Source organism: Pseudomonas sp. 18175 (genome assembly GCF_050432925.1).
Lineage (GTDB): Bacteria > Pseudomonadota > Gammaproteobacteria > Pseudomonadales > Pseudomonadaceae > Aquipseudomonas.
Genome location: NZ_JBKFTO010000008.1, coordinates 149,145 through 168,581, shown reverse-complemented (window position 1 = coordinate 168,581; position 19,437 = coordinate 149,145). Strand labels below are relative to the sequence as shown.

The window sequence follows — 19,437 nt, the reverse complement described above, 5'->3', positions numbered from 1 at the left end:
TTCCGGGCTGCCGGAAACGGCGTTCGGCACACACGACTTCTCACGGTCGGTGTCAGGTGCGTCAAGAGTGGTTGGCCACTCCAGTGTCCAGCAAATACAAGCCAATTGGGCCGGTATCGCGACGGACGCGTCCTGCTTGTTAGCGGTGGTGACAAAGGCACCACTTCAACAAAAGCTAAGGTCAGGAGGAGGAATCAACCGGCGACTGTGGACGAGATGAAGCGTCTAAATATAAGCCTAGTGCTACACGGTCCGACGGTTGTGCATCTCCACCCTACACGTATCCCTGATAATTCGGGTGCTGCCGCGCGCAGAATCCGCAGCGGGTTGGCATTTACCGTGTTCTCCAATGGGGAGAGCACGCTCATGGCTAAACAAGACTGGGTGTGGGCGACTGCGCTCTCACTCAGCTCTTAACAGGCGTTGTTTCCGAAGCATTCGCCGTGGTCTGGCACAAGATTGACTGCACTTTGTGAACTGGCCGTAAATATCGGCGCAAAACGCGAGTATTCACTCTGCTTTCTGCACTCGCTTCAGGCCTCATGTCACCTGCGCTCGTTACAATCCTGAGCCTTCCAAGGTGGCGAAAGCCCCGTAGGACGGCCTCGCGTCCTGATGAATTGCGATGGTCAGGGCCGGCTGTGTGCCGCATGTCCTCTGGCCAGGCCGCTTTTGGCGGCGTTCGCGACTATAGCAGCAATGATTAAGTGCTTCAATTCCATAAAAAATTGTTATCATCGCCGCCATGACGACTACCGCCCCCCAGACCCCCAGCGTCCAGCTGCTCGAGGTCTCGCCGGAATATGCCGGCCAACGCATCGACAATTTTCTCCTGGCCAGGCTCAAAGGCGTGCCCAAGACCTTGATTTACCGCATCTTGCGTAAAGGTGAAGTGCGGGTGAACAAGGGCCGGATCAAGCCCGAGTACAAGTTGCAGGCGGGCGATATCGTCCGTGTGCCGCCGGTTCGCGTACCTGAGCGTGACGAGCCCGTGCCATTGGCGCAGGGCCTGTTGCAGCGCCTGGAAGCCTCGATTGTCTTTGAAGACAACAAACTGATCGTGATCAACAAGCCCTGCGGCATTGCGGTTCACGGTGGCAGTGGGCTGAATTTCGGCGTAATCGAAGCTTTCCGCCAGTTGCGCCCGGATGCCAAGGAGTTGGAGCTGGTCCACCGTCTGGACCGCGACACCTCCGGCCTGCTGATGATCGCCAAGAAGCGCAGCATGTTGCGCCACCTGCACACCGCCCTGCGTGGCGATGGCGTGGACAAGCGCTACATGGCGCTGGTGCGTGGCAACTGGGCCAGTTCCATCAAGAGCGTCCGCGCGCCGTTGCAGAAGAGCAACCTGCGTTCCGGCGAGCGCATGGTGGAAGTGGACGAGGAGGGCAAAGAGGCCCTGACCCTGTTCAAGGTGCTGCGCCGCTTTGGCGACTTTGCCACCATGGTCGAGGCCAAGCCCGTGACCGGGCGTACCCATCAGATCCGGGTGCACACCCTGCACGCGGGCCACTGCATCGCCGGCGATACCAAGTACGGCGACGAGGGGTTCTCCAAGGAAATCCGCGACCTGGGCGGCAAGCGCCTGTTCCTGCATGCCTACATGCTCACCGTGCCGCTGCCCGATGGCGGCGAATTGAAGCTGCAGGCCCCGGTCGATGAGATGTGGGCCAAGACCGTGGAGCGTTTGAGTGTCGCACCTTGACTACAAGCTGCTGATTTTCGATTGGGACGGCACCCTGGCCAATTCCATTGGCCGCATTGTCGAGTCGATGCATGCTGCGTCGACCCGCTCGGGTTATGCGCTGTGCAGCGATTTTGCGGTCAAGGGCATCATCGGCCTGGGCCTGCCCGAGGCAATTCGCACTCTGTACCCCGAGATCAGTGATGCGGAACTGGTGACCTATCGTGATCACTATGCCGACCACTACATTGCCCTGGAGGCCACGCCTTCACCCCTGTTTGAGGGCGTCGCGCAGTCCCTGGATGCGTTCCGTGCCGAGGGTTATCACTTGGCAGTCGCCACCGGCAAGGCCCGTCGCGGCCTGGATCGCGTGCTCAAGGCCCATGGCTTTGAAGATTATTTCGACATTACCCGTGCCGCCGATGAAACCGCCAGCAAGCCTCACCCTCTGATGCTTGAGCAGATCCTGGCCCATTGCGGTGTGTCGCCACGCCAGGCATTGATGGTGGGTGACGCCTCGTTCGACCTGATGATGGCGCGCAATGCTGGCATGGACAGTGTGGCAGTCAGCTATGGCGCCCAGTCTGCCGAGGCGTTGCAGCAATACGAGCCGCGCCTGACGATCGATCATTTTTCCGAATTGCAGGCCTGGCTCAGTCGGGCCCAATAAGTCTTTGCTGGGGTTAATGGCATGAGTGACGAGTGGAAAGCGCCCGAAAAGGCTGAAAGCGGTGATGACAAAAGCTGGAAGCTGCTGGAGAAAACCCTCCTGGCCAGCGTCCAGGAGCAGCGTCGTTCGCGGCGTTGGGGGATTTTCTTCAAGCTGCTTACCTTTACCTACCTGTTGATCATGCTGGTGCTGTTCAGCCCGTTGATGGACATGGAAAAAAGCGCGACCCGTGGTGCCAACTACACCGCGCTGATTGAAGTGCGCGGCGTGATTGCCGACAAGGAGCCCGCCAGTGCCGACAATATTGTCAGCAGCCTGCGTGCCGCGTTTGAAGACCCCAAGGTCAAGGGCGTGATCCTGCGCATCAATAGTCCGGGTGGCAGCCCTGTGCAATCGGGTTATGTGTATGACGAGATTCGTCGCCTGCGCGGCCTGCACCCGGATATCAAGCTGTACGCGGTGATTTCCGACCTGGGCGCCTCGGGTGCTTACTACATCGCCAGCGCCGCTGACCAGATCTATGCCGACAAGGCCAGTTTGGTGGGCTCCATTGGTGTGACGGCGGCCGGTTATGGGTTTGTCGGCGCCATGGAAAAGCTTGGGGTTGAGCGTCGCACCTATACCTCGGGTGAGCACAAATCGTTCCTTGACCCGTTCCAGCCGCAAAAGGCCGATGAAACCGAGTTCTGGCAGGGCGTGCTCGACACTACCCATCGTCAGTTTATCGCCAGCGTAAAGCAGGGGCGTGGGGATCGTCTGAAGGATAAGGACCATCCAGAGCTGTTCTCTGGGTTGGTGTGGTCGGGCGAGCAGGCGTTGCCGCTGGGGCTGATCGATGGTCTGGGCAGTGCAAGCCTGGTGGCGCGGGATGTGATCGGCGAGAAAGAGCTGGTGGACTTTACCGTGCAAGAGTCGCCGTTTGATCGGTTCTCCAAGAAGCTGGGTGCCAGTGTGGCGGAGAAATTGGCGCTGTATATGGGCTTCCAAGGCCCGGCGCTGCGCTGAGATCTTGAGCCTGATGTAGATCAAAATGTGGGAGCGGGCTTGCTCGCGAATACGGAGTGTCAGTCACTGATTTGTTGACTGATTCACCGCCTTCGCGAGCAAGCCCGCTCCCACATTGGTTTTGTGGGGTGTTTAAGGGATCTGTGCGCCTTCAGCCAATAACATATCCACCAGTCGGATCAGGGGTAAACCTATCAAGCTGGTCGCATCCGGCCCTTCTGTGCTCTGGAACAAGCTCACCCCCAACCCCTCAGCCTTAAAGCTTCCCGCACAGTCATACGGCTGCTCAGCCCGCAGATAGCGCTCGACCCGCTCCACATCCAGCTCACGCATCTGCACGGTAAACGGCACGCAATCGACCTGGCAGTGCCCCGTCTCGGTGTTCAGCAGTGCCAGGCCGGTCAAAAAGCTGACCCGCTTGCCGCTCGCAGCCAATAGCTGTTCGCGGGCATTTTCAAAGGTGTGGGGCTTGCCGATAATGCGCCCTTCGAGCGCCGCTACCTGGTCGGAGCCAATGATCAAATGTCCAGGATGGCTCGCAGCCAGGGCGCGGGCTTTCTGTTCGGCCAGGCGCTTTACCAGCTCTACGGCGGACTCATCGGCGCGATGGTTTTCGTCGATATCTGGCGAGCTGCAGATGAATGGCAGGTGCAGGCGGCTCAGCAATTCCCGGCGATAAACCGAGCTGGATGCGAGTAATAAAGGCAGCATGGGCGTCTCCTTAAGGCAGCTGGGGATTCTAGCGAGGCGACCGGCTGACGCACAGGGCTGAATTTCCTTTGACATGGCTGGGTGCATCCCTATAATGCTGCGCCTATGTTGAATGACCCGATTCCACCTCACGTTGACCCGCGCAAATTGGCTGATCGTGGCACTTCCCTTCAAGGTGAGTTGCTGCTGGCCGATTTGGAGAGACTCTGCGACCCGCTTTCCGACACCGTCGGTACGGTCCAGGCTAAATTCGTTTTTGAACGAGATGAACGTAAATCTGTGGTAATCCACAGCTTTATCGACACCGAGGTCAAAATGGTTTGCCAGCGTTGTCTTGAGCTGGTCACCCTGCCGATCCATAGCGAGTGCAGTTATGCTGTGGTGAAGGAGGGTGCGAATACCCAGTCGTTGCCGAAAGGTTATGACGTGCTGGAACTGGGCGAAGATCCATTGGATCTGCATGCACTGATCGAGGAGGAGCTTCTGCTCGCCTTGCCCATTGTGCCTGCTCATCATCCGGAAGAATGCCAGCAGCCGGAGGGGCTTGATGACGAGCCCGAACCGAGCGAGGACGAGGTAACGCGGTCCAACCCGTTCAGTGTATTGGCGCAGTTAAAGCGTGACCCAAACGTTTAGGAGTTAATCAATTATGGCTGTTCAGCAGAACAAAAAATCCCGCTCTGCCCGTGACATGCGTCGTTCGCACGACGCCCTGACGGCGAGCACTCTGTCTGTAGAAAAAACCACCGGTGAAATTCACCTGCGTCACCACGTATCGCCAGAAGGCGTATACCGTGGTCGTAAAGTGATCGACAAGGGCGCTGACGAGTAATCACTTGTCTGCTCTAGTCATCGCGATAGACGCAATGGGCGGGGACTTCGGTCCCCGCAGCATTGTTCAGGCCTGCATCGCCAGCCTGGCTGCTACACCCTCGCTGCATCTGACCCTTGTCGGTCAACCCTCCTTACTTGAAGAACTGATTGCCAGCCATCCGGCGGTGGATCGCGCGCGCCTGACGATTACGCCGGCCAGCGAAACCATCGGCATGGATGAAAAACCGGCGGCGGCCCTGCGGGGTAAGCCTGACTCTTCAATGCGGGTGGCCCTTGAGCTGCTGCGTGATGGCAAGGTGCAAGCCTGTGTCAGTGCTGGCAATACGGGGGCGCTGATGGCGTTGTCGCGTTTTGTGCTCAAGACGCTGCCGGGTATTGACCGGCCAGCGATGGTCGCAGCGATTCCGACGCAGAAAGGCTATTGCCAGTTGCTGGACTTGGGCGCGAATGTCGATTGCAGTGCCGAGCACTTGTTTCAGTTCGCGGTGATGGGTTCGGTGGCCGCTGAAGCGCTGGGCGTGGCTCGGCCGCGGGTGGCTTTGCTGAATATCGGCACCGAAGACATCAAGGGTAACCAGCAGGTCAAGCTCGCCGCGACGTTGTTGCAAGGTGCGCGGGGCTTGAACTACATCGGTTTTGTCGAGGGTGATGGTTTATACCGGGGCGAGGCCGATGTGGTGGTGTGCGATGGGTTTGTCGGCAATATCCTGCTCAAATCCAGCGAAGGCCTGGCGACCATGATTGCCAGTCGTATTGAAACCTTGTTCCGGCAGAATCTGGCCTCGCGCCTGGTCGGCGCCCTGGCGCTGCCGTTGATGCGCCGGTTGCAGGCTGACTTGGCGCCGGCACGGCATAACGGGGCAAGCTTTCTCGGTCTGCAGGGCATTGTGGTGAAGAGCCATGGCTCGGCGGGTGTGGAGGGCTTTCAAAGCGCCATTGCGCGGGCCCTGATCGAGATTCAGGAGAATCTGCCACAACGCTTGCACGGCCGTCTTGAGGACCTGTTGCCTTAGGCGAATCGGCCCGGAAATGCTTAAATGTGACCGGCCAGTTCAATTGACCATCCAATCTGTCAGTTTCGTGCGCTCCCACCGTAGGCGTGCGCATTTTTGACGACCAGATCATTAGGGGCTTGTTACATGTCTACATCCCTCGCATTCGTCTTTCCAGGGCAGGGTTCGCAGTCCCTCGGCATGTTGGCCGAGCTGGGCGCGCAATACCCGCTGATCCTGGACACCTTCAAGGAAGCTTCCGACGCCCTGGGTTACGACCTGTGGGCGCTGACCCAGCAGGGGCCGGAAGAGCAGCTCAACCAAACCGATAAAACCCAGCCGGCCATCCTGACCGCTTCGATCGCCCTGTGGCGCTTGTGGCTGGCCGAAGGCGGTGCGCGCCCGGCTTTCGTTGCTGGTCACAGCCTGGGTGAATACAGCGCCCTGGTTGCAGCCGGCAGCCTGACCCTCGGTGAGGCGGTCAAGCTGGTGGAGCGTCGCGGCCAACTGATGCAAGAGGCCGTGCCGGCCGGTCAGGGCGGCATGGCCGCTATCCTGGGCCTGGACGACGCCGTAGTGATCGAAGCCTGCGCCGAAGCGGCCCAGGGCGAAGTGGTCAGCGCGGTGAACTTCAACTCCCCTGGCCAGGTGGTGATCGCCGGTGCCAAGGCTGCCGTTGAGCGTGCCATCGAAGGCTGCAAGGCCCGTGGCGCCAAGCGTGCGCTGCCGTTGCCGGTGAGCGTGCCGTCCCACTGCGAGCTGATGCGCCCGGCCGCCGAGCGCTTTGCCGAGTCCATCGCTGCCATCAACTGGCAGGCGCCGCAGATTCCGCTGGTGCAGAACGTCAGCGCGGCCGTGGCCGCCGATCTCGACACCCTCAAGCGCGACCTGCTCGAACAACTCTACAAGCCTGTGCGCTGGGTAGAATCGGTCCAGACCCTGGCTGCCAATGGCGCCACTGAACTGGTCGAGTGCGGCCCGGGCAAAGTCCTGGCCGGCCTGAACAAGCGCTGCGCCGACGGTGTGTCGACCGCGAACCTCAATACCCCGGATGCCTTTGCTGCCGCTCGCGCAGCACTGGCCTGAAGAATTAGGAGAAGCCTGCATGAGTCTGCAAGGTAAAGTTGCACTGGTTACCGGCGCTAGCCGTGGCATTGGCCAGGCGATTGCCCTGGAATTGGGCCGTCAAGGCGCCGTTGTCATCGGTACCGCCACTTCGGCTTCGGGCGCTGAGCGTATCGCCGCGACGTTGAAGGAAAACGGCGTGCAAGGCACCGGTCTTGAGCTGAATGTGACCAGCGACGAATCCGTGGCGGCTGTATTGGCCCAGATCACTGCTGAGTTCGGTGCACCGGCTATTCTGGTGAACAACGCCGGTATCACCCGCGACAACCTGATGATGCGCATGAAAGACGACGAGTGGTACGACGTAGTCGATACCAATTTGAACAGTCTGTTTCGCCTGTCCAAGGGCGTTTTACGCGGTATGACCAAGGCGCGTTGGGGCCGAATTATCAATATTGGCTCCGTAGTGGGTGCCATGGGCAACGCAGGCCAAGTAAACTACGCCTCCGCCAAAGCCGGCCTGGAAGGTTTCAGCCGTGCATTGGCACGTGAAGTCGGCTCGCGGTCGATTACGGTCAACTCGGTGGCCCCAGGGTTCATCGATACCGATATGACCCGCGAACTGCCGGAAGCACAGCGTGAAGGCTTGCTGACGCAGATTCCGCTGGGCCGTCTGGGCCAGGCCCAAGAGATCGCGAATGTGGTCGCTTTCCTGGCATCTGACGGTGCGGCATACGTGACTGGGGCTACAATCCCGGTGAACGGCGGGATGTACATGAGTTAAATTGTGACGGATTGCTTCAAAAAAATGTCATACGAGCTGTCTAAAATCCGTTATAAAGCTGCAACTTAATTTATAGGCAGGTGGCCCTCCGGGTACGTGGTGAAGCTTTCAGTTGAAAAGCTGAAAAGGCTTTCTATACACTTACCCACTGGCCAGCTGCCTGAATTTGTCCATTAGGAGTTAAACAAGGTATGAGCACCATCGAAGAGCGCGTCAAGAAAATCGTTGCCGAGCAACTGGGCGTTAAAGAAGAAGAAGTGGTCAACACCGCTTCCTTCGTTGAAGACCTGGGTGCCGATTCCCTTGACACCGTTGAGCTGGTGATGGCTCTGGAAGAGGAATTCGAGACCGAAATCCCGGACGAAGAAGCTGAAAAAATCACTACTGTTCAAGCTGCTATCGACTACGTTACTGCCCACCAGGCGTAATAGTTTTTAGTCGTCGCTTGCTGTTGGGAAAAACCGCACTGCTGTTACAGCGTGCGGTTTTTTCTTTAGCTCTATAGCAAAGTGTCGTCATTAGAAAAAGGAGAGTGCTGTGTCGCGTAGACGCGTCGTAGTCACCGGTATGGGTATGTTGTCGCCACTGGGTACGGATGTGCCGAGCAGTTGGCAGGGCATTCTGGCTGGCCGCAGTGGTATTGGTCTGATCGAACACACGGACCTTTCTGCCTATTCCACCCGTTTTGGCGGCTCGGTAAAGGGTTTTAATGTCGAGGAATACCTCTCGATCAAAGAGTCCCGCAAGCTCGACCTGTTCATTCAATACGGCCTGGCAGCCGGTTTTCAGGCAGTGCGTAACGCCGGCCTGGAAGTCACCGACGCCAACCGTGAACGCATCGGCGTGGCCATGGGTTCGGGTATTGGTGGCCTGACCAATATCGAAGAAACCAGCCGCATCCTGCACGATACTGGCCCCCGTCGAATTTCACCGTTCTTCGTGCCGGGCTCGATCATCAATATGATTTCCGGTTTCCTGTCCATCCACCTGGGTGCGCAGGGGCCTAACTACGCCATCGCCACGGCGTGCACCACCGGTACGCATTGCATCGGCATGGCGGCGCGCAATATCGCCTACGACGAAGCCGACGTGATGATCGCCGGTGGCGCCGAAATGGCCGCCTGCGGCCTGGGCATGGGCGGCTTCGGTGCGTCCCGTGCGCTGTCGACTCGCAACGACGAGCCAACCCGTGCCAGCCGTCCGTGGGACAAGGGCCGTGACGGCTTTGTGCTGTCCGACGGCGCAGGCGCCCTGGTGCTCGAAGAGTTGGAACACGCCAAGGCGCGTGGTGCCACTATCTACGCCGAGCTGATCGGCTTTGGCATGAGCGGCGACGCCTACCACATGACCTCGCCACCGTCCGACGGTGCCGGTGCTGCACGTTGCATCACCAACGCCCTGCGCGACGCCAAGGTCAATGCCGACCAGGTGCAGTACATCAACGCCCACGGCACTTCCACGCCGACAGGCGACCTGGCGGAAGCCGAAGCCATCAAGTCGGTATTCGGCGAGCATGCCTACAAACTGGCGGTCAGCTCCACCAAGTCCATGACCGGCCACCTGTTGGGTGCGGCGGGCGCGGTCGAGGCGATCTTCAGCGTGATGGCCATCAAGGATCAGGTCGCGCCGCCGACCATCAACCTGGATGAGCCGGATGAAGGCTGCGACCTGAACTTCGTGCCTCACGAAGCGCAACCGATGCCGATCGACGTGGCGATTTCCAACTCGTTCGGCTTTGGTGGCACCAACGGTTCCCTGGTGTTCCGCCGGTTCGCCGAGTGATGGACAGCTGGGTTGACGGTCAACCAGAGGGCAGCGTGCCCCTGAAAGATCGCGGCCTGGCGTATGGCGATGGGCTCTTCGAAACCATCGCCGTCAAAGCCGGGCAGCCCGTGCTGCTTGAACGTCACCTGCAACGCCTCCAAGAGGGTTGCAGGCGTTTGGCGCTCGTTGCGGACCACGCGTTGATCCGCAGCGAAGTGCTGGCCTATGCCGCCGCCCTCGGCGACGGTGTACTCAAGCTGATACTCACCCGCGGCGACAGCCTGCGCGGCTATGGCATCAGCCCTGGCGCCCCGGTGCGCCGAATCTTGCAGGGCAGTGCGCCCGCTACCTATCCCCAGGCCCATGGAACCGACGGCATCCGCCTGTTTCCGTGCGCCACCCGCTTGGCCGAGCAGCCGTTACTGGCCGGCCTCAAGCACCTCAACCGCCTGGAGCAAGTGATTGCCCGCGCCGAATGGCAAGATGCCGAGCATGCCGAAGGCTTGATGCTGGATACGTCCGGCCGGGTCATCGAAGGCGTGTTCAGTAACCTGTTCCTGGTAAGTAATGGCTTGTTACGAACCGCTGACTTGAACCGCTGCGGCGTCGCCGGGGTGATGCGCGCCGAGATCCTGGCCCAGGCGCAAACCTTGGGCATCCCGGTGGCCGTGGCTGACATCAGCCTTGAGCAGTTGCAGCAGGCCGATGAAGTCTTTGTGTGCAACAGCGTTTATGGCATTTGGCCGGTGCGTGGGTACGCTGCGATGAGCTGGTCGGTTGGGCCGCTCACCCGTAAACTGCAGGGCATTGTTCGCGCGCTATTGGATATTTGAGTTGATACGAAAACTGGTTGTACTGCTGCTGGTCGTTTTGTTCTCGGCGGCTTTGCTGTTGGGTTATGGCGCCTGGAAATACGACGCTGCCCTCAAGCAGCCCTTGAACCTGACCGAGGAGCAGTTGCTCGACGTTCCCGCGGGCGCCACGCCCACTGGCACGTTCAATCGCCTGGAGGCCGACGGTGTGATCGATGGTGCCTTCTGGCTGCGTCTGTACTGGCGCTTCAATCTCGATGGCCAGCCGTTGCACAGCGGCGAATACCGCATGAGCCCCGGCATGACCGCGCAAGGCTTGATCGGCCTTTGGCAGCGCGGCGAAGTGGTGCAATACAGCCTCACGCTGGTGGAAGGTTGGAATTTCCGCCAAGTGCGCTCGGCGCTGGCCAAGCATGAAAAGATCGTCCAAACCCTCTCGGGCCTGACCGACAGCGAAGTGATGGAAAAACTTGGCCACCCCGGTGTGTTCCCGGAAGGCCGGTTCTTCCCGGACACCTACCGCTTCGTGCGGGGCATGACCGATGCTGAATTCCTGAAAAAAGCCTACAACCGCCTGGATGATGTACTCGCTCAGGAGTGGAGCAAGCGCGCCGCCGACCTGCCCTACACCGAACCCTATCAAGCGCTGATCATGGCCTCCCTGGTCGAGAAAGAGACCGGCGCTCCCGAAGAGCGTGGGCAGATTGCCGGTGTATTCGTGCGTCGCATGAAGATCGGCATGCTATTGCAGACCGACCCTACCGTTATCTACGGCCTGGGTGAGCGTTACAACGGCAAGCTGACCCGAGCTCACCTCAAGGAAGCCAACCCCTACAACACCTACATGAATGCCGGCTTGCCGCCGACGCCTATCGCCATGGTCGGCCGCGAGGCGATCCATGCGGCACTGAACCCGGTGCCGGGCAGCAGCTTGTATTTCGTGGCTCGGGGCGATGGCAGCCATATTTTCTCCGATGACCTGGATGCGCATAATGCGGCCGTGCGCGAGTTTCAGCTCAAGCGCCGTGCCGATTACCGCTCCAGCCCGGCACCGGTGGTAAAGCCATCGGAGGACGCGACAGCACCGGCTGAACCTGTACCGGATACGACTGCGCCGCAAAGCCCGCAATGACTCTGACTAAGGACTGCCTGTGACTGGCTTGTTTATTACCCTGGAAGGCCCCGAAGGCGCTGGCAAGAGCACCAATCGCGATTACCTCGCCGAGCGCTTGCGTGCCGAAGGGATCGAAGTGGTGCTGACCCGTGAGCCCGGTGGCACGCCACTGGCCGAGCGCATCCGCGAAGTACTGTTGGCTCCGGGTGAAGAACAGATGAACCCGGACACCGAGTTGCTGCTGGTCTTCGCCGCCCGTGCCCAGCACCTGGCGCAAGTGATCCGCCCGGCCCTGGCCCGTGGTGCGGTGGTGATTTGCGACCGTTTTACCGACTCCACCTACGCCTATCAGGGCGGTGGCCGGGGCTTGTCCCTGGCGCGTATCGCCACCCTGGAAACCTTCGTCCAGGGCGAACTGCGCCCCGACCTGACCCTGCTTTTCGACCTGCCGGTGGAAGTCGGCATGGCCCGCGCCAGTGCCCGTGGTCGCCTGGACCGCTTCGAGTTGGAAGGCCAGGCGTTCTTCAGCGCTGTGCGCACCGCGTTCCTCGAGCGGGCCAAGGCTGAACCTGCGCGTTATCACCTGTTGGATGCCGCCCAGCCACTGGCGTTGGTACAGCAAGCCATTGATGCCTTGTTGCCGACACTGCTGGAGCGCGCCCGTGGCTGAAGCCTACCCGTGGCAGGACAGCCTCTGGCAGCAATTGGCCGGTCGCGCCCAGCACGCCCATGCCTACCTGTTACATGGGCCGATTGGCATCGGTAAACGCGCCCTTGCCGAACGCCTGATGGCCAGCCTGCTGTGCCAGCGCCCGGTCAACCTGGAGGCGTGCGGCGAGTGCAAATCCTGCCTGCTGCTCAAGGCCGGCAGCCATCCGGACAACTACCTGCTGGAGCCCGAGGAAGCCGACAAGGCAATCAAGGTCGATCAGGTGCGTGACCTGGTCAGCTTCGTGGTGCAGACCGCGCAGATGGGCGGGCGCAAGGTCGTCTTGATCGAACCGGTGGAGGCGATGAACATCAACGCCGCCAACGCCTTGCTCAAGAGCCTGGAAGAACCGTCCGGCGATACCGTGCTGTTGCTGGTGAGCCACCAATCCAGCCGTTTGTTGCCGACCATTCGCAGCCGTTGCGTACAGCAGGCGTGCCCGCTGCCGAGCGAGGCCATGAGCCTTGAGTGGTTGGCTCAAGCGTTGCCGGAATGCAGCGAGGCAGAGCGGGGCGAATTGTTGACCCTGGCCGCCGGTTCGCCCCTGGCCGCCGTGAAGCTGCAAGCCCAGGGCGTTCGCGAACAACGCGCGCTGGTGGTGGACGGCGTGAAAAAACTGCTCAAGCAGGAACTGTCCGCGACTCAACTGGCCGAAAGCGCCTGGAAGGATATTCCGCTGTTGCTGCTGTTCGACTGGTTCTGCGACTGGTCCAGCCTGATCCTGCGCTACCAGTTGACCCAGGACGAGAACGGCCTTGGCCTGCCGGACATGCGCAAAGTGGTGCAGTACCTGGCGCAGAAAAGCGCTCAAGACAAAGTGCTGAACATTCAGGACTGGATCCTTGCCCAGCGCCAGAAGGTCCTCGGCAAGGCCAACCTCAACCGCGTGTTGCTGCTCGAAGCGCTGTTGGTGCAGTGGGTCGGCTTACTCGGCCGCCGTTAATTTCCGTGGCCGACGGGTGTATCGTCGGCCAGACACTCCCTGTGATTTAAGTCGTAACTACCTATGCTCGTAGATTCCCATTGCCACCTTGATCGCCTCGACCTTGCCCAGCACGGCGGTTCCCTTGATGCGGCCCTCGACGCCGCACGCCAGCGTGGGGTAGGGCACTTCCTGTGCATCGGCGTCAGCGCAGAAAATGCTGCCGACGTCAAAGCCCTGGCCGAGCGTTATGCCGATGTGGATTGTTCGGTGGGTATTCACCCGCTGGACCTCAAGCCCGGCGAAGCCCCGGCCCTCGACTGGTTGCTGGGCGAACTCAACCACCCGCGTGTGGTGGCCATTGGCGAAACCGGCCTGGATTACCACTACGAACCCGAAGCCGCCGAGTTGCAGCAGGCCTCCTTCCGCCTGCACCTGCAAGCCGCCCAGCAGACTGGCAAACCGGTGATCGTCCACACCCGTGGCGCCCGCGCCGACACCCTGGCCTTGCTGCGCGAAGCCGCATTGCCCCAAGCCGGTGTGCTGCATTGCTTCACCGAAGACTGGGACATGGCCAAGGCAGCCCTGGACCTGGGGTTTTATATTTCCCTGTCGGGCATCGTCACCTTCCGCAATGCCGACGCCCTGCGCGATGTGGCGCGCCAAGTGCCGGCCGACCGCCTGCTGGTGGAAACCGACTCGCCGTACCTGGCGCCCATCCCCCATCGTGGCAAGCCCAACTTGCCGGAATACGTGCGCGATGTGGCGGATTACCTGGCGATGCTGCGGGGGGAGTCCGTCGAGCGTTTTGCCGAGCAGACAACCGCGAACTTCAAGCGCCTGTTCCCGCTGGCCCACGTCAAATCCTAGGCAAAAAAAACCCGGGTTCTGGGGGGTGAATCCGGGCTAAGACCATTAGGAGTAAAACAAGGGTACGCGGTCCGTTGGTACCCAGGTCGGCGCGTCACTTGGGGGAGATGTCACGCCGACAGTTCAAGTATTGATCAGTATCTGATTCAGTCCAGTCGCGACTGATCGTTTTTTAAACAGATTTGGAATACACGCGCTTCGCTTGAGTTCTCATTAAACAGGTGTACGGCTGTAGTTGTTGCGTATTATTTCTGACTGATATCGATGAAAACGTTGGCGCGCTGAAAGTAAAGTGCACGACGGGTTCACATAGGCGTTGCTCAGCGACCATTCAGTCTGGATAATCCCTCGCACCGGGTAAATCGTATCGCCTCGTATCCGTGGCCCTGCGCGACCCGCCCTCAATTCACCTCTGCAGATCTCTTTCTCATGCACAAAGAACCCCGTAAGGTCCGTGAGTTTCGCCGCCGTGAGCAGGAAATTCTCGACACCGCGCTCAAGCTGTTCCTCGAACAAGGTGAAGACAGCGTCACCGTCGAGATGATCGCGGATGCCGTGGGTATCGGCAAAGGCACCATCTACAAGCACTTCAAGTCCAAGGCCGAGATCTACCTGCGGCTGATGCTCGACTACGAGCGCGACTTGAACGAGTTGCTGCATTCGGCCGATGTCGACAAGGACAAGGAAGCCTTGTCCCGCGCCTACTTCGAGTTCCGCATGCGTGACCCGCAGCGTTATCGCCTGTTCGACCGCCTGGAAGAAAAAGTGGTCAAGGGCCACCAGGTGCCGGAAATGGTCGAGGAGCTGCACAAGATCCGCGCTTCGAACTTTGAACGCCTGACCCTGTTGATCAAGGGCCGGATCAGCGAAGGCAAGCTGGAAGACGTGCCGCCGTATTTCCACTATTGCGCCGCCTGGGCGTTGGTGCACGGCGCCGTGGCGCTGTACCACTCGCCGTTCTGGAGCAATGTGCTGGAAGATCAGGAAGGTTTCTTCCAGTTCCTGATGGACATTGGCGTGCGCATGGGCAACAAACGCAAGCACAGCAGCGAGCCGCCACCGGCTGAAATCCCCGCCACCTAAGGATTTGCTGCCACGCGCAGTACCCGAGGAATATACTCAGGCAAGGATGCTTGCTAAAAGTTGATTTATAGGTCAGCTTTTAGCGCGCCCGAACTGTCCTCTGCCGGAGTGATCCATGATCGTTGATCGTCAAGGCAGGCGTTTTCGCAATTTGCGGATCAGCCTGACCTCAGCCTGCAATTATGCGTGTACCTACTGCGTGCCCAACGGCAAGCGGTTGGTGGCTGCCCAGGACGAACTCTCGGCCGAGGCCATGGCCCGTGGCGTGGCGTATCTGATCGAGGCGGCCGGTATCGACCGCCTGCGCATTACCGGCGGCGAGCCGCTGGTCAGCCCCAAGCTCGAAGCCTTTATGGGCGCGGTCGGGCAGATGGGCCTCAGTGATATCAGCCTGACCACCAACGGCCAACTGCTGGCGCGCAAACTGCCGCTGCTGGTGGAGGCCGGTATCAAGCGCATCAACGTTTCCCTCGACACCCTGGACGCCGAGGCCTTCCGCAGCATCGCCCGTGGCGGCGACTTGGCCACTGTGCTCGACGGCATGGACCAGGCCCGCACTGCCGGGATCAAGATCAAGGTCAATATGGTGCCACTGCGCGGCCAGAACCTGGACCAAGTGATGCCGCTGCTCGACTACTGCCTCGAGCGTGGCTACGAGCTGCGCTTTATCGAACTGATGCGCATGGGCCATTTGGCCAAGGACTCCAATGCGTTCCTGCAGCAATTTGTCAGCCTGCAGCAGTTGCTCAGCCTGATTGGCGAACACCACGAATACCTGCAAGCCAATGCGCCCGTGGACGCCACGGCGGTGCGCTACGAAGTGCCGGGCAAGGGCTACTTCGGCGTGATCGCTAACGAAAGCGTGCCGTTCTGTCGTACCTGCTCGCGGCTGCGGCTGTCGTCTACCGGCTGGTTGCATGGCTGCCTGTCGTCGAGCAATCGTCATTACGTCGGCGACTTGCTGGACCTGCCGCGCCATCAGGCACTGCCGGCGTTGCAGGGGCTGTTGGTGAAGGCCTTGGGCGATAAGCAGGAAGTGGCTTTCTCGGGGGGCGCTACCATCATGAAGATCATTGGCGGTTGACCTGATCTGCGAGACAACACAAATCCCCTGTGGGAGCGGGCTTGCTCGCGAAAGCGGTGTATCAGTCACAGATATTTCAACTAACACACCGCATTCGCGAGCAAGCCCGCTCCCACATTTAGTTATGCGTCATTCTTGAATGGCGCGGATTCTGCATCTCACGCCCATTCGCCGGTTTTCCGTCACCGGCTTCTGGAGGATTAGGATGCGTAGTCTGGTTTTGTTGCTGGCGTCATTGGCGCTGACAGGTTGCATGACCGTCAGCGATATGGCCGAAGGCACCCGTTATCAGATGAGTGACGCCGGGCTGCTGGACCACAGCGACACCCGCCGTACCAACTCGGTCCGCGTGCAGCCGGACTCCTTTATCTTTATCGCCCAGGGCGCGTTCGTGCCGCCGGGCAGCGCCTATCCGCGACCGAACGTGGTAGCCGAAGAGGCCTTCAACGGTTTTGTCGAATACTTCCCCATGGTACGCCGCGCCCGCCAGGCTGAAGGCCTTGAGCAGGCCATGGCCGAGGCACGCGGCGCCGGCGCGCACTACTTGCTGTATTGCCGTTTTGCGGCAGCCGATGACCGCATCGGCAACGCCGACGAATGGGCCGACCAGGAAGCGCTCGACCGTGTTGGTCTCGACACCGGTGTAATCCAGGTGATGTTGATCGAGACCAGCACCCAGTATTTGATTGATACTGTGCGCATTCGCAGCCGTGGCGGTTTACTGACGTTCCACGACAACCGGCCACAAGACTTGATCGCCCGCCCCCTCGCGCAGTACGCCCGCAGCCTGCTGGGCATGGGGGACCAATAAGCCCAGAGGAGAACCCCATGACCGATTCCGCCAAGGCCAATGATCTGTTGGCCCAGTTGCCCAAGGGCAAGGGACCGGCGCCGGTGCACCTGTGGAACCCGGACTTCTGCGGCCATATCGACATGCGCATCGCCCGCGACGGCACTTGGTTCTACCAGGGCACGCCGATCGGGCGTAAGCCGATGGTCAAGTTGTTCTCCAACATCATTCGCCGCGATGGCGATGATTATTTTCTGATCACTCCCGTAGAAAAAGTCGGCATCACCGTCGAAGATGCGCCGTTTGTCGCCGTCACGGTGGATGTGGAGGGCGAGGGCGAAGACCAGGTACTGCGCTTTACCACTAACGTCGATGACGTCATCGAGGCCGACCTTGAGCACCCGCTGCGGGTGGTGATCGACCCCGTTACCCAAGAGCCGTCCCCCTATCTGCGGGTGCGCACTAACCTTGAAGCCCTGGTGCATCGCAACGTGTTCTACCAACTGGTGGAGCTGGCGGTGAGCCGTCCGATCAACGGTCAGAACTGGCTCGGCGTCTGGAGCGGTGGGGAATTTTTCCGCATTGGCCTGGAGCCCTGAGGCCGGTTTTTTCATCTCCCTGAAATAATTCGCTTGCTGCACGCGGGCGCTTTCGGGTATCAATTTGTACATGATTAGACATGTTCGATTTGATAAGAAAAAACGCGTCGTCGATGAGCTTATCCGCCGTATTGAAGGTGGGGTCATGGTCGATGGCTTCCTGTTGCCCGGTGAGCATCAACTGGCCGAAGAATTTGCGGTCAGCCGTGGCACCTTGCGTGAAGCCCTTGCCGAGCTCAAACGCCGCAACTACATCGCCACCCAGAGCGGCGTCGGCTCCATCGTCACGTTTGACGGCATGGCGCTCGACCAACGCAGCGGTTGGGCCCAAGCCCTGGCCGACACCGGGGCACGGGTCAACACCGACATCCTGCGCCTCGAGGCCGTGACCCGTACGGACCTGTCCAGCCGTTTCGGCACCGATCAATTTATCGCCCTCGACCGCCTGCGTTACACCACCGATGGTACCGCCGTGTCGTTGGAACGCTCGCTGATGCCAGCGTCCGGTGGCCTGGAAAGCCTGCCAAGCGTCGGCCTGATCGACAACTCCCTGACCATCACCTTGGCGGCCTACGGCTATGTCGGTGCCGAGGGCGACCAATGGATCGGCGCCGAACCGCTCAGCGACGAGGACGCCGAACTGCTTGGCCGCCCGGCGGGCACGGTGTTCCTCAAGGCGTCGCGCACCACCTATGACCGTCGCGAGCGCTTTATGGAATACGTCGAAAGCTTGCTCGACCCTTTGCACTTTCGCTTGCATCTTCAATTTGGACACTCGAAATGACCCCGCACACTCGCGCCCTCGGCGCTTTCTACGGCCTGGCTCTGGGCGATGCGTTGGGCATGCCTACCCAGTCCTTGAGCCGCGAACAGGTGCAACAGCGCTTTGGCGCGATCACCACCCTGGAAGATGCCGGCGCCGACCAACCCATCGCGCCAAACATGCCCGCCGGTTCCATCACCGATGACACCGAACAGGCCGTTCTGGTCGGCCAATTGCTGGTCGAAGGCCAGGGCAAGATCGAACCCACCGTGCTCGCCCAACGCCTGATCGATTGGGAAGCCGTGATGCGCGCGAAGGGCTCACAGGACTTGCTCGGCCCGTCCACCAAACGCGCCATCGACATGATTCTCGCCGGCCACACGCCAGAGGAGTCCGGGCGCTTCGGCACCACCAACGGCGCGGCCATGCGCATCACGCCAGTGGGCATTGCTGCGGACGTCAACGACCCCGCGCAATTTATCCAGGCGGTGATCCAGGCTTGCCAAGTCACCCACAACACCACCCTCGGCATCTCCAGTGCAGCGGCGGTGGCGGCCGTGGTCTCGGCGGGGATCAATGGCGTGGACCTGGGCGAAGCGCTGAACATCGGCACTCAGATCGCCCAACAGGCGGAAAACCATGGCCACTGGATTGCCGGCGGACGCATCTCCACGCGCATCAGTTGGGCGCGCACCTTGAGCGTGGGCAGTGGCGACAGCGCCCTGTTCGCCGACCTGCTGTACGAGTTGATCGGCACTTCCGTGGCGTCCCAGGAGTCGGTGGTGGTGTCGTTTGCCCTGGCCCAACAGGTGGCCGTGGGCGACATGAATGCGTTCGAAGCGCTGTGCCTGGCGGCCAGCCTGGGTGGCGACACCGACACCATCGCCGCGATTCTTGGCGCGATGCTGGGTGCCTGCCTGGGCATGCAGTGTTGGCCAGAGGCGATGATTGAGCAGGTCAAACTCGTCAATGGTTTGGACTTGCAGCCGCTAGTGCAAGGGCTGATGGAGTTGCGCTGACCGGCACCGATTCAAAATGTGGGAGCGGGCTTGCTCGCGAATGCGGTGTGTCAGTCACTGCTGCAACAACTGAAAGATCGCATTCGCGAGCAAGCCCGCTCCCACAGTTGACCGAGTTGAATAGAAGATTTGCCACAACCACAACAATATCGGCACCAGGAGT

General features: G+C 60.4%; 22 protein-coding genes. 21 read left to right on the top strand and 1 reads right to left on the bottom strand.

The genetic code is table 11. The annotated features are described in order from the left end of the window. Positions 1-745: 745 nt before the first annotated feature. The 3 genes from rluC to ACLD1Y_RS13435 are packed head-to-tail and all read left to right on the top strand — an operon-like array spanning position 746 to position 3,359. Complete coding sequence (gene rluC, locus ACLD1Y_RS13445; RefSeq protein ID WP_015885439.1) at positions 746-1,705, top strand: 23S rRNA pseudouridine(955/2504/2580) synthase RluC; 960 nt, start codon at positions 746-748, stop codon at positions 1,703-1,705. Further along, positions 1,692-2,354, top strand: a complete 663-nt coding sequence (locus tag ACLD1Y_RS13440) for an HAD-IA family hydrolase (protein WP_429478427.1) — start codon at positions 1,692-1,694, stop codon at positions 2,352-2,354. Before rluC ends, ACLD1Y_RS13440 begins: the two co-directional genes overlap by 14 nt. 21 nt (positions 2,355-2,375) lie before the next feature. Then, on the top strand, positions 2,376-3,359 hold the full coding sequence (locus tag ACLD1Y_RS13435) for a S49 family peptidase (RefSeq protein ID WP_429478426.1): 984 nt from the start codon (positions 2,376-2,378) through the stop codon (positions 3,357-3,359). A gap of 132 nt (positions 3,360-3,491) precedes the next feature. On the opposite strand, the gene ACLD1Y_RS13430 is transcribed toward ACLD1Y_RS13435, so the two are convergent. Next, positions 3,492-4,070, bottom strand: coding sequence for a Maf family protein (locus ACLD1Y_RS13430; protein ID WP_429478425.1), 579 nt, complete (start codon positions 4,068-4,070; stop codon positions 3,492-3,494). A 105-nt stretch (positions 4,071-4,175) separates the two neighbouring features. Here ACLD1Y_RS13430 and ACLD1Y_RS13425 point away from each other — a divergent pair, with 105 nt between their 5' ends. The 18 genes from ACLD1Y_RS13425 (at position 4,176) to ACLD1Y_RS13340 (ending at position 19,274) form a co-directional block, all read left to right on the top strand. Further along, positions 4,176-4,706: a YceD family protein gene (locus ACLD1Y_RS13425; RefSeq protein WP_017737760.1), complete on the top strand. Its 531-nt coding sequence runs from the start codon at positions 4,176-4,178 to the stop codon at positions 4,704-4,706. A 13-nt stretch (positions 4,707-4,719) separates the two neighbouring features. Further along, positions 4,720-4,902, top strand: a complete 183-nt coding sequence (gene rpmF / locus ACLD1Y_RS13420; RefSeq protein ID WP_008152339.1) for a 50S ribosomal protein L32 — start codon at positions 4,720-4,722, stop codon at positions 4,900-4,902. A gap of 4 nt (positions 4,903-4,906) precedes the next feature. After that, positions 4,907-5,917, top strand: a complete 1,011-nt coding sequence (plsX, locus tag ACLD1Y_RS13415) for a phosphate acyltransferase PlsX (RefSeq protein ID WP_429478424.1) — start codon at positions 4,907-4,909, stop codon at positions 5,915-5,917. A gap of 126 nt (positions 5,918-6,043) precedes the next feature. Then, entirely contained in the window at positions 6,044-6,982 is a 939-nt protein-coding gene (fabD, locus tag ACLD1Y_RS13410) for an ACP S-malonyltransferase (protein WP_021491483.1), read from the top strand. Between the two features lie 19 nt (positions 6,983-7,001). Beyond that, positions 7,002-7,745 (top strand): 3-oxoacyl-ACP reductase FabG, encoded by a 744-nt coding sequence (gene fabG, locus ACLD1Y_RS13405; RefSeq protein ID WP_135292180.1) that lies wholly within the window; start codon positions 7,002-7,004, stop codon positions 7,743-7,745. A 191-nt stretch (positions 7,746-7,936) separates the two neighbouring features. Continuing rightward, positions 7,937-8,173: an acyl carrier protein gene (gene acpP / locus ACLD1Y_RS13400; protein WP_007987170.1), complete on the top strand. Its 237-nt coding sequence runs from the start codon at positions 7,937-7,939 to the stop codon at positions 8,171-8,173. 109 nt (positions 8,174-8,282) lie between these two features. Next, on the top strand, positions 8,283-9,527 hold the full coding sequence (gene fabF, locus ACLD1Y_RS13395) for a beta-ketoacyl-ACP synthase II (RefSeq protein WP_122485049.1): 1,245 nt from the start codon (positions 8,283-8,285) through the stop codon (positions 9,525-9,527). Next, on the top strand, positions 9,527-10,342 hold the full coding sequence (pabC, locus tag ACLD1Y_RS13390) for an aminodeoxychorismate lyase (protein WP_429478422.1): 816 nt from the start codon (positions 9,527-9,529) through the stop codon (positions 10,340-10,342). Before fabF ends, pabC begins: the two co-directional genes overlap by 1 nt. Before the next feature lies 1 nt (position 10,343). Continuing rightward, complete coding sequence (gene mltG / locus ACLD1Y_RS13385) at positions 10,344-11,453, top strand: endolytic transglycosylase MltG (protein WP_429478421.1); 1,110 nt, start codon at positions 10,344-10,346, stop codon at positions 11,451-11,453. 19 nt (positions 11,454-11,472) lie between these two features. Continuing rightward, positions 11,473-12,105, top strand: a complete 633-nt coding sequence (gene tmk / locus ACLD1Y_RS13380; RefSeq protein WP_429478420.1) for a dTMP kinase — start codon at positions 11,473-11,475, stop codon at positions 12,103-12,105. Beyond that, positions 12,098-13,087, top strand: coding sequence for a DNA polymerase III subunit delta' (locus ACLD1Y_RS13375; protein WP_429478419.1), 990 nt, complete (start codon positions 12,098-12,100; stop codon positions 13,085-13,087). Before tmk ends, ACLD1Y_RS13375 begins: the two co-directional genes overlap by 8 nt. Before the next feature lie 63 nt (positions 13,088-13,150). Beyond that, positions 13,151-13,936: a TatD family hydrolase gene (locus ACLD1Y_RS13370; protein ID WP_429478418.1), complete on the top strand. Its 786-nt coding sequence runs from the start codon at positions 13,151-13,153 to the stop codon at positions 13,934-13,936. Between the two features lie 429 nt (positions 13,937-14,365). Then, positions 14,366-15,019: a TetR/AcrR family transcriptional regulator gene (locus ACLD1Y_RS13365; protein ID WP_135292187.1), complete on the top strand. Its 654-nt coding sequence runs from the start codon at positions 14,366-14,368 to the stop codon at positions 15,017-15,019. Between the two features lie 115 nt (positions 15,020-15,134). Further along, positions 15,135-16,103 carry a GTP 3',8-cyclase MoaA gene (locus ACLD1Y_RS13360; RefSeq protein WP_429478417.1) on the top strand — a complete coding sequence of 323 codons (969 nt, stop codon included), beginning with the start codon at positions 15,135-15,137 and terminating at the stop codon, positions 16,101-16,103. Between the two features lie 205 nt (positions 16,104-16,308). Next, entirely contained in the window at positions 16,309-16,914 is a 606-nt protein-coding gene (locus tag ACLD1Y_RS13355) for a DUF4823 domain-containing protein (protein WP_429478416.1), read from the top strand. A 17-nt stretch (positions 16,915-16,931) separates the two neighbouring features. Then, positions 16,932-17,492 carry a DUF1285 domain-containing protein gene (locus tag ACLD1Y_RS13350; protein ID WP_429478415.1) on the top strand — a complete coding sequence of 187 codons (561 nt, stop codon included), beginning with the start codon at positions 16,932-16,934 and terminating at the stop codon, positions 17,490-17,492. Between the two features lie 70 nt (positions 17,493-17,562). After that, entirely contained in the window at positions 17,563-18,276 is a 714-nt protein-coding gene (locus ACLD1Y_RS13345) for a GntR family transcriptional regulator (protein ID WP_429478414.1), read from the top strand. Continuing rightward, a complete protein-coding gene (locus ACLD1Y_RS13340; RefSeq protein WP_429478413.1) occupies positions 18,273-19,274 on the top strand; it encodes an ADP-ribosylglycohydrolase family protein in 1,002 nt (333 codons plus the stop codon). The genes ACLD1Y_RS13345 and ACLD1Y_RS13340 overlap by 4 nt, the downstream gene beginning before the upstream one ends. Positions 19,275-19,437: the final 163 nt, after the last annotated feature.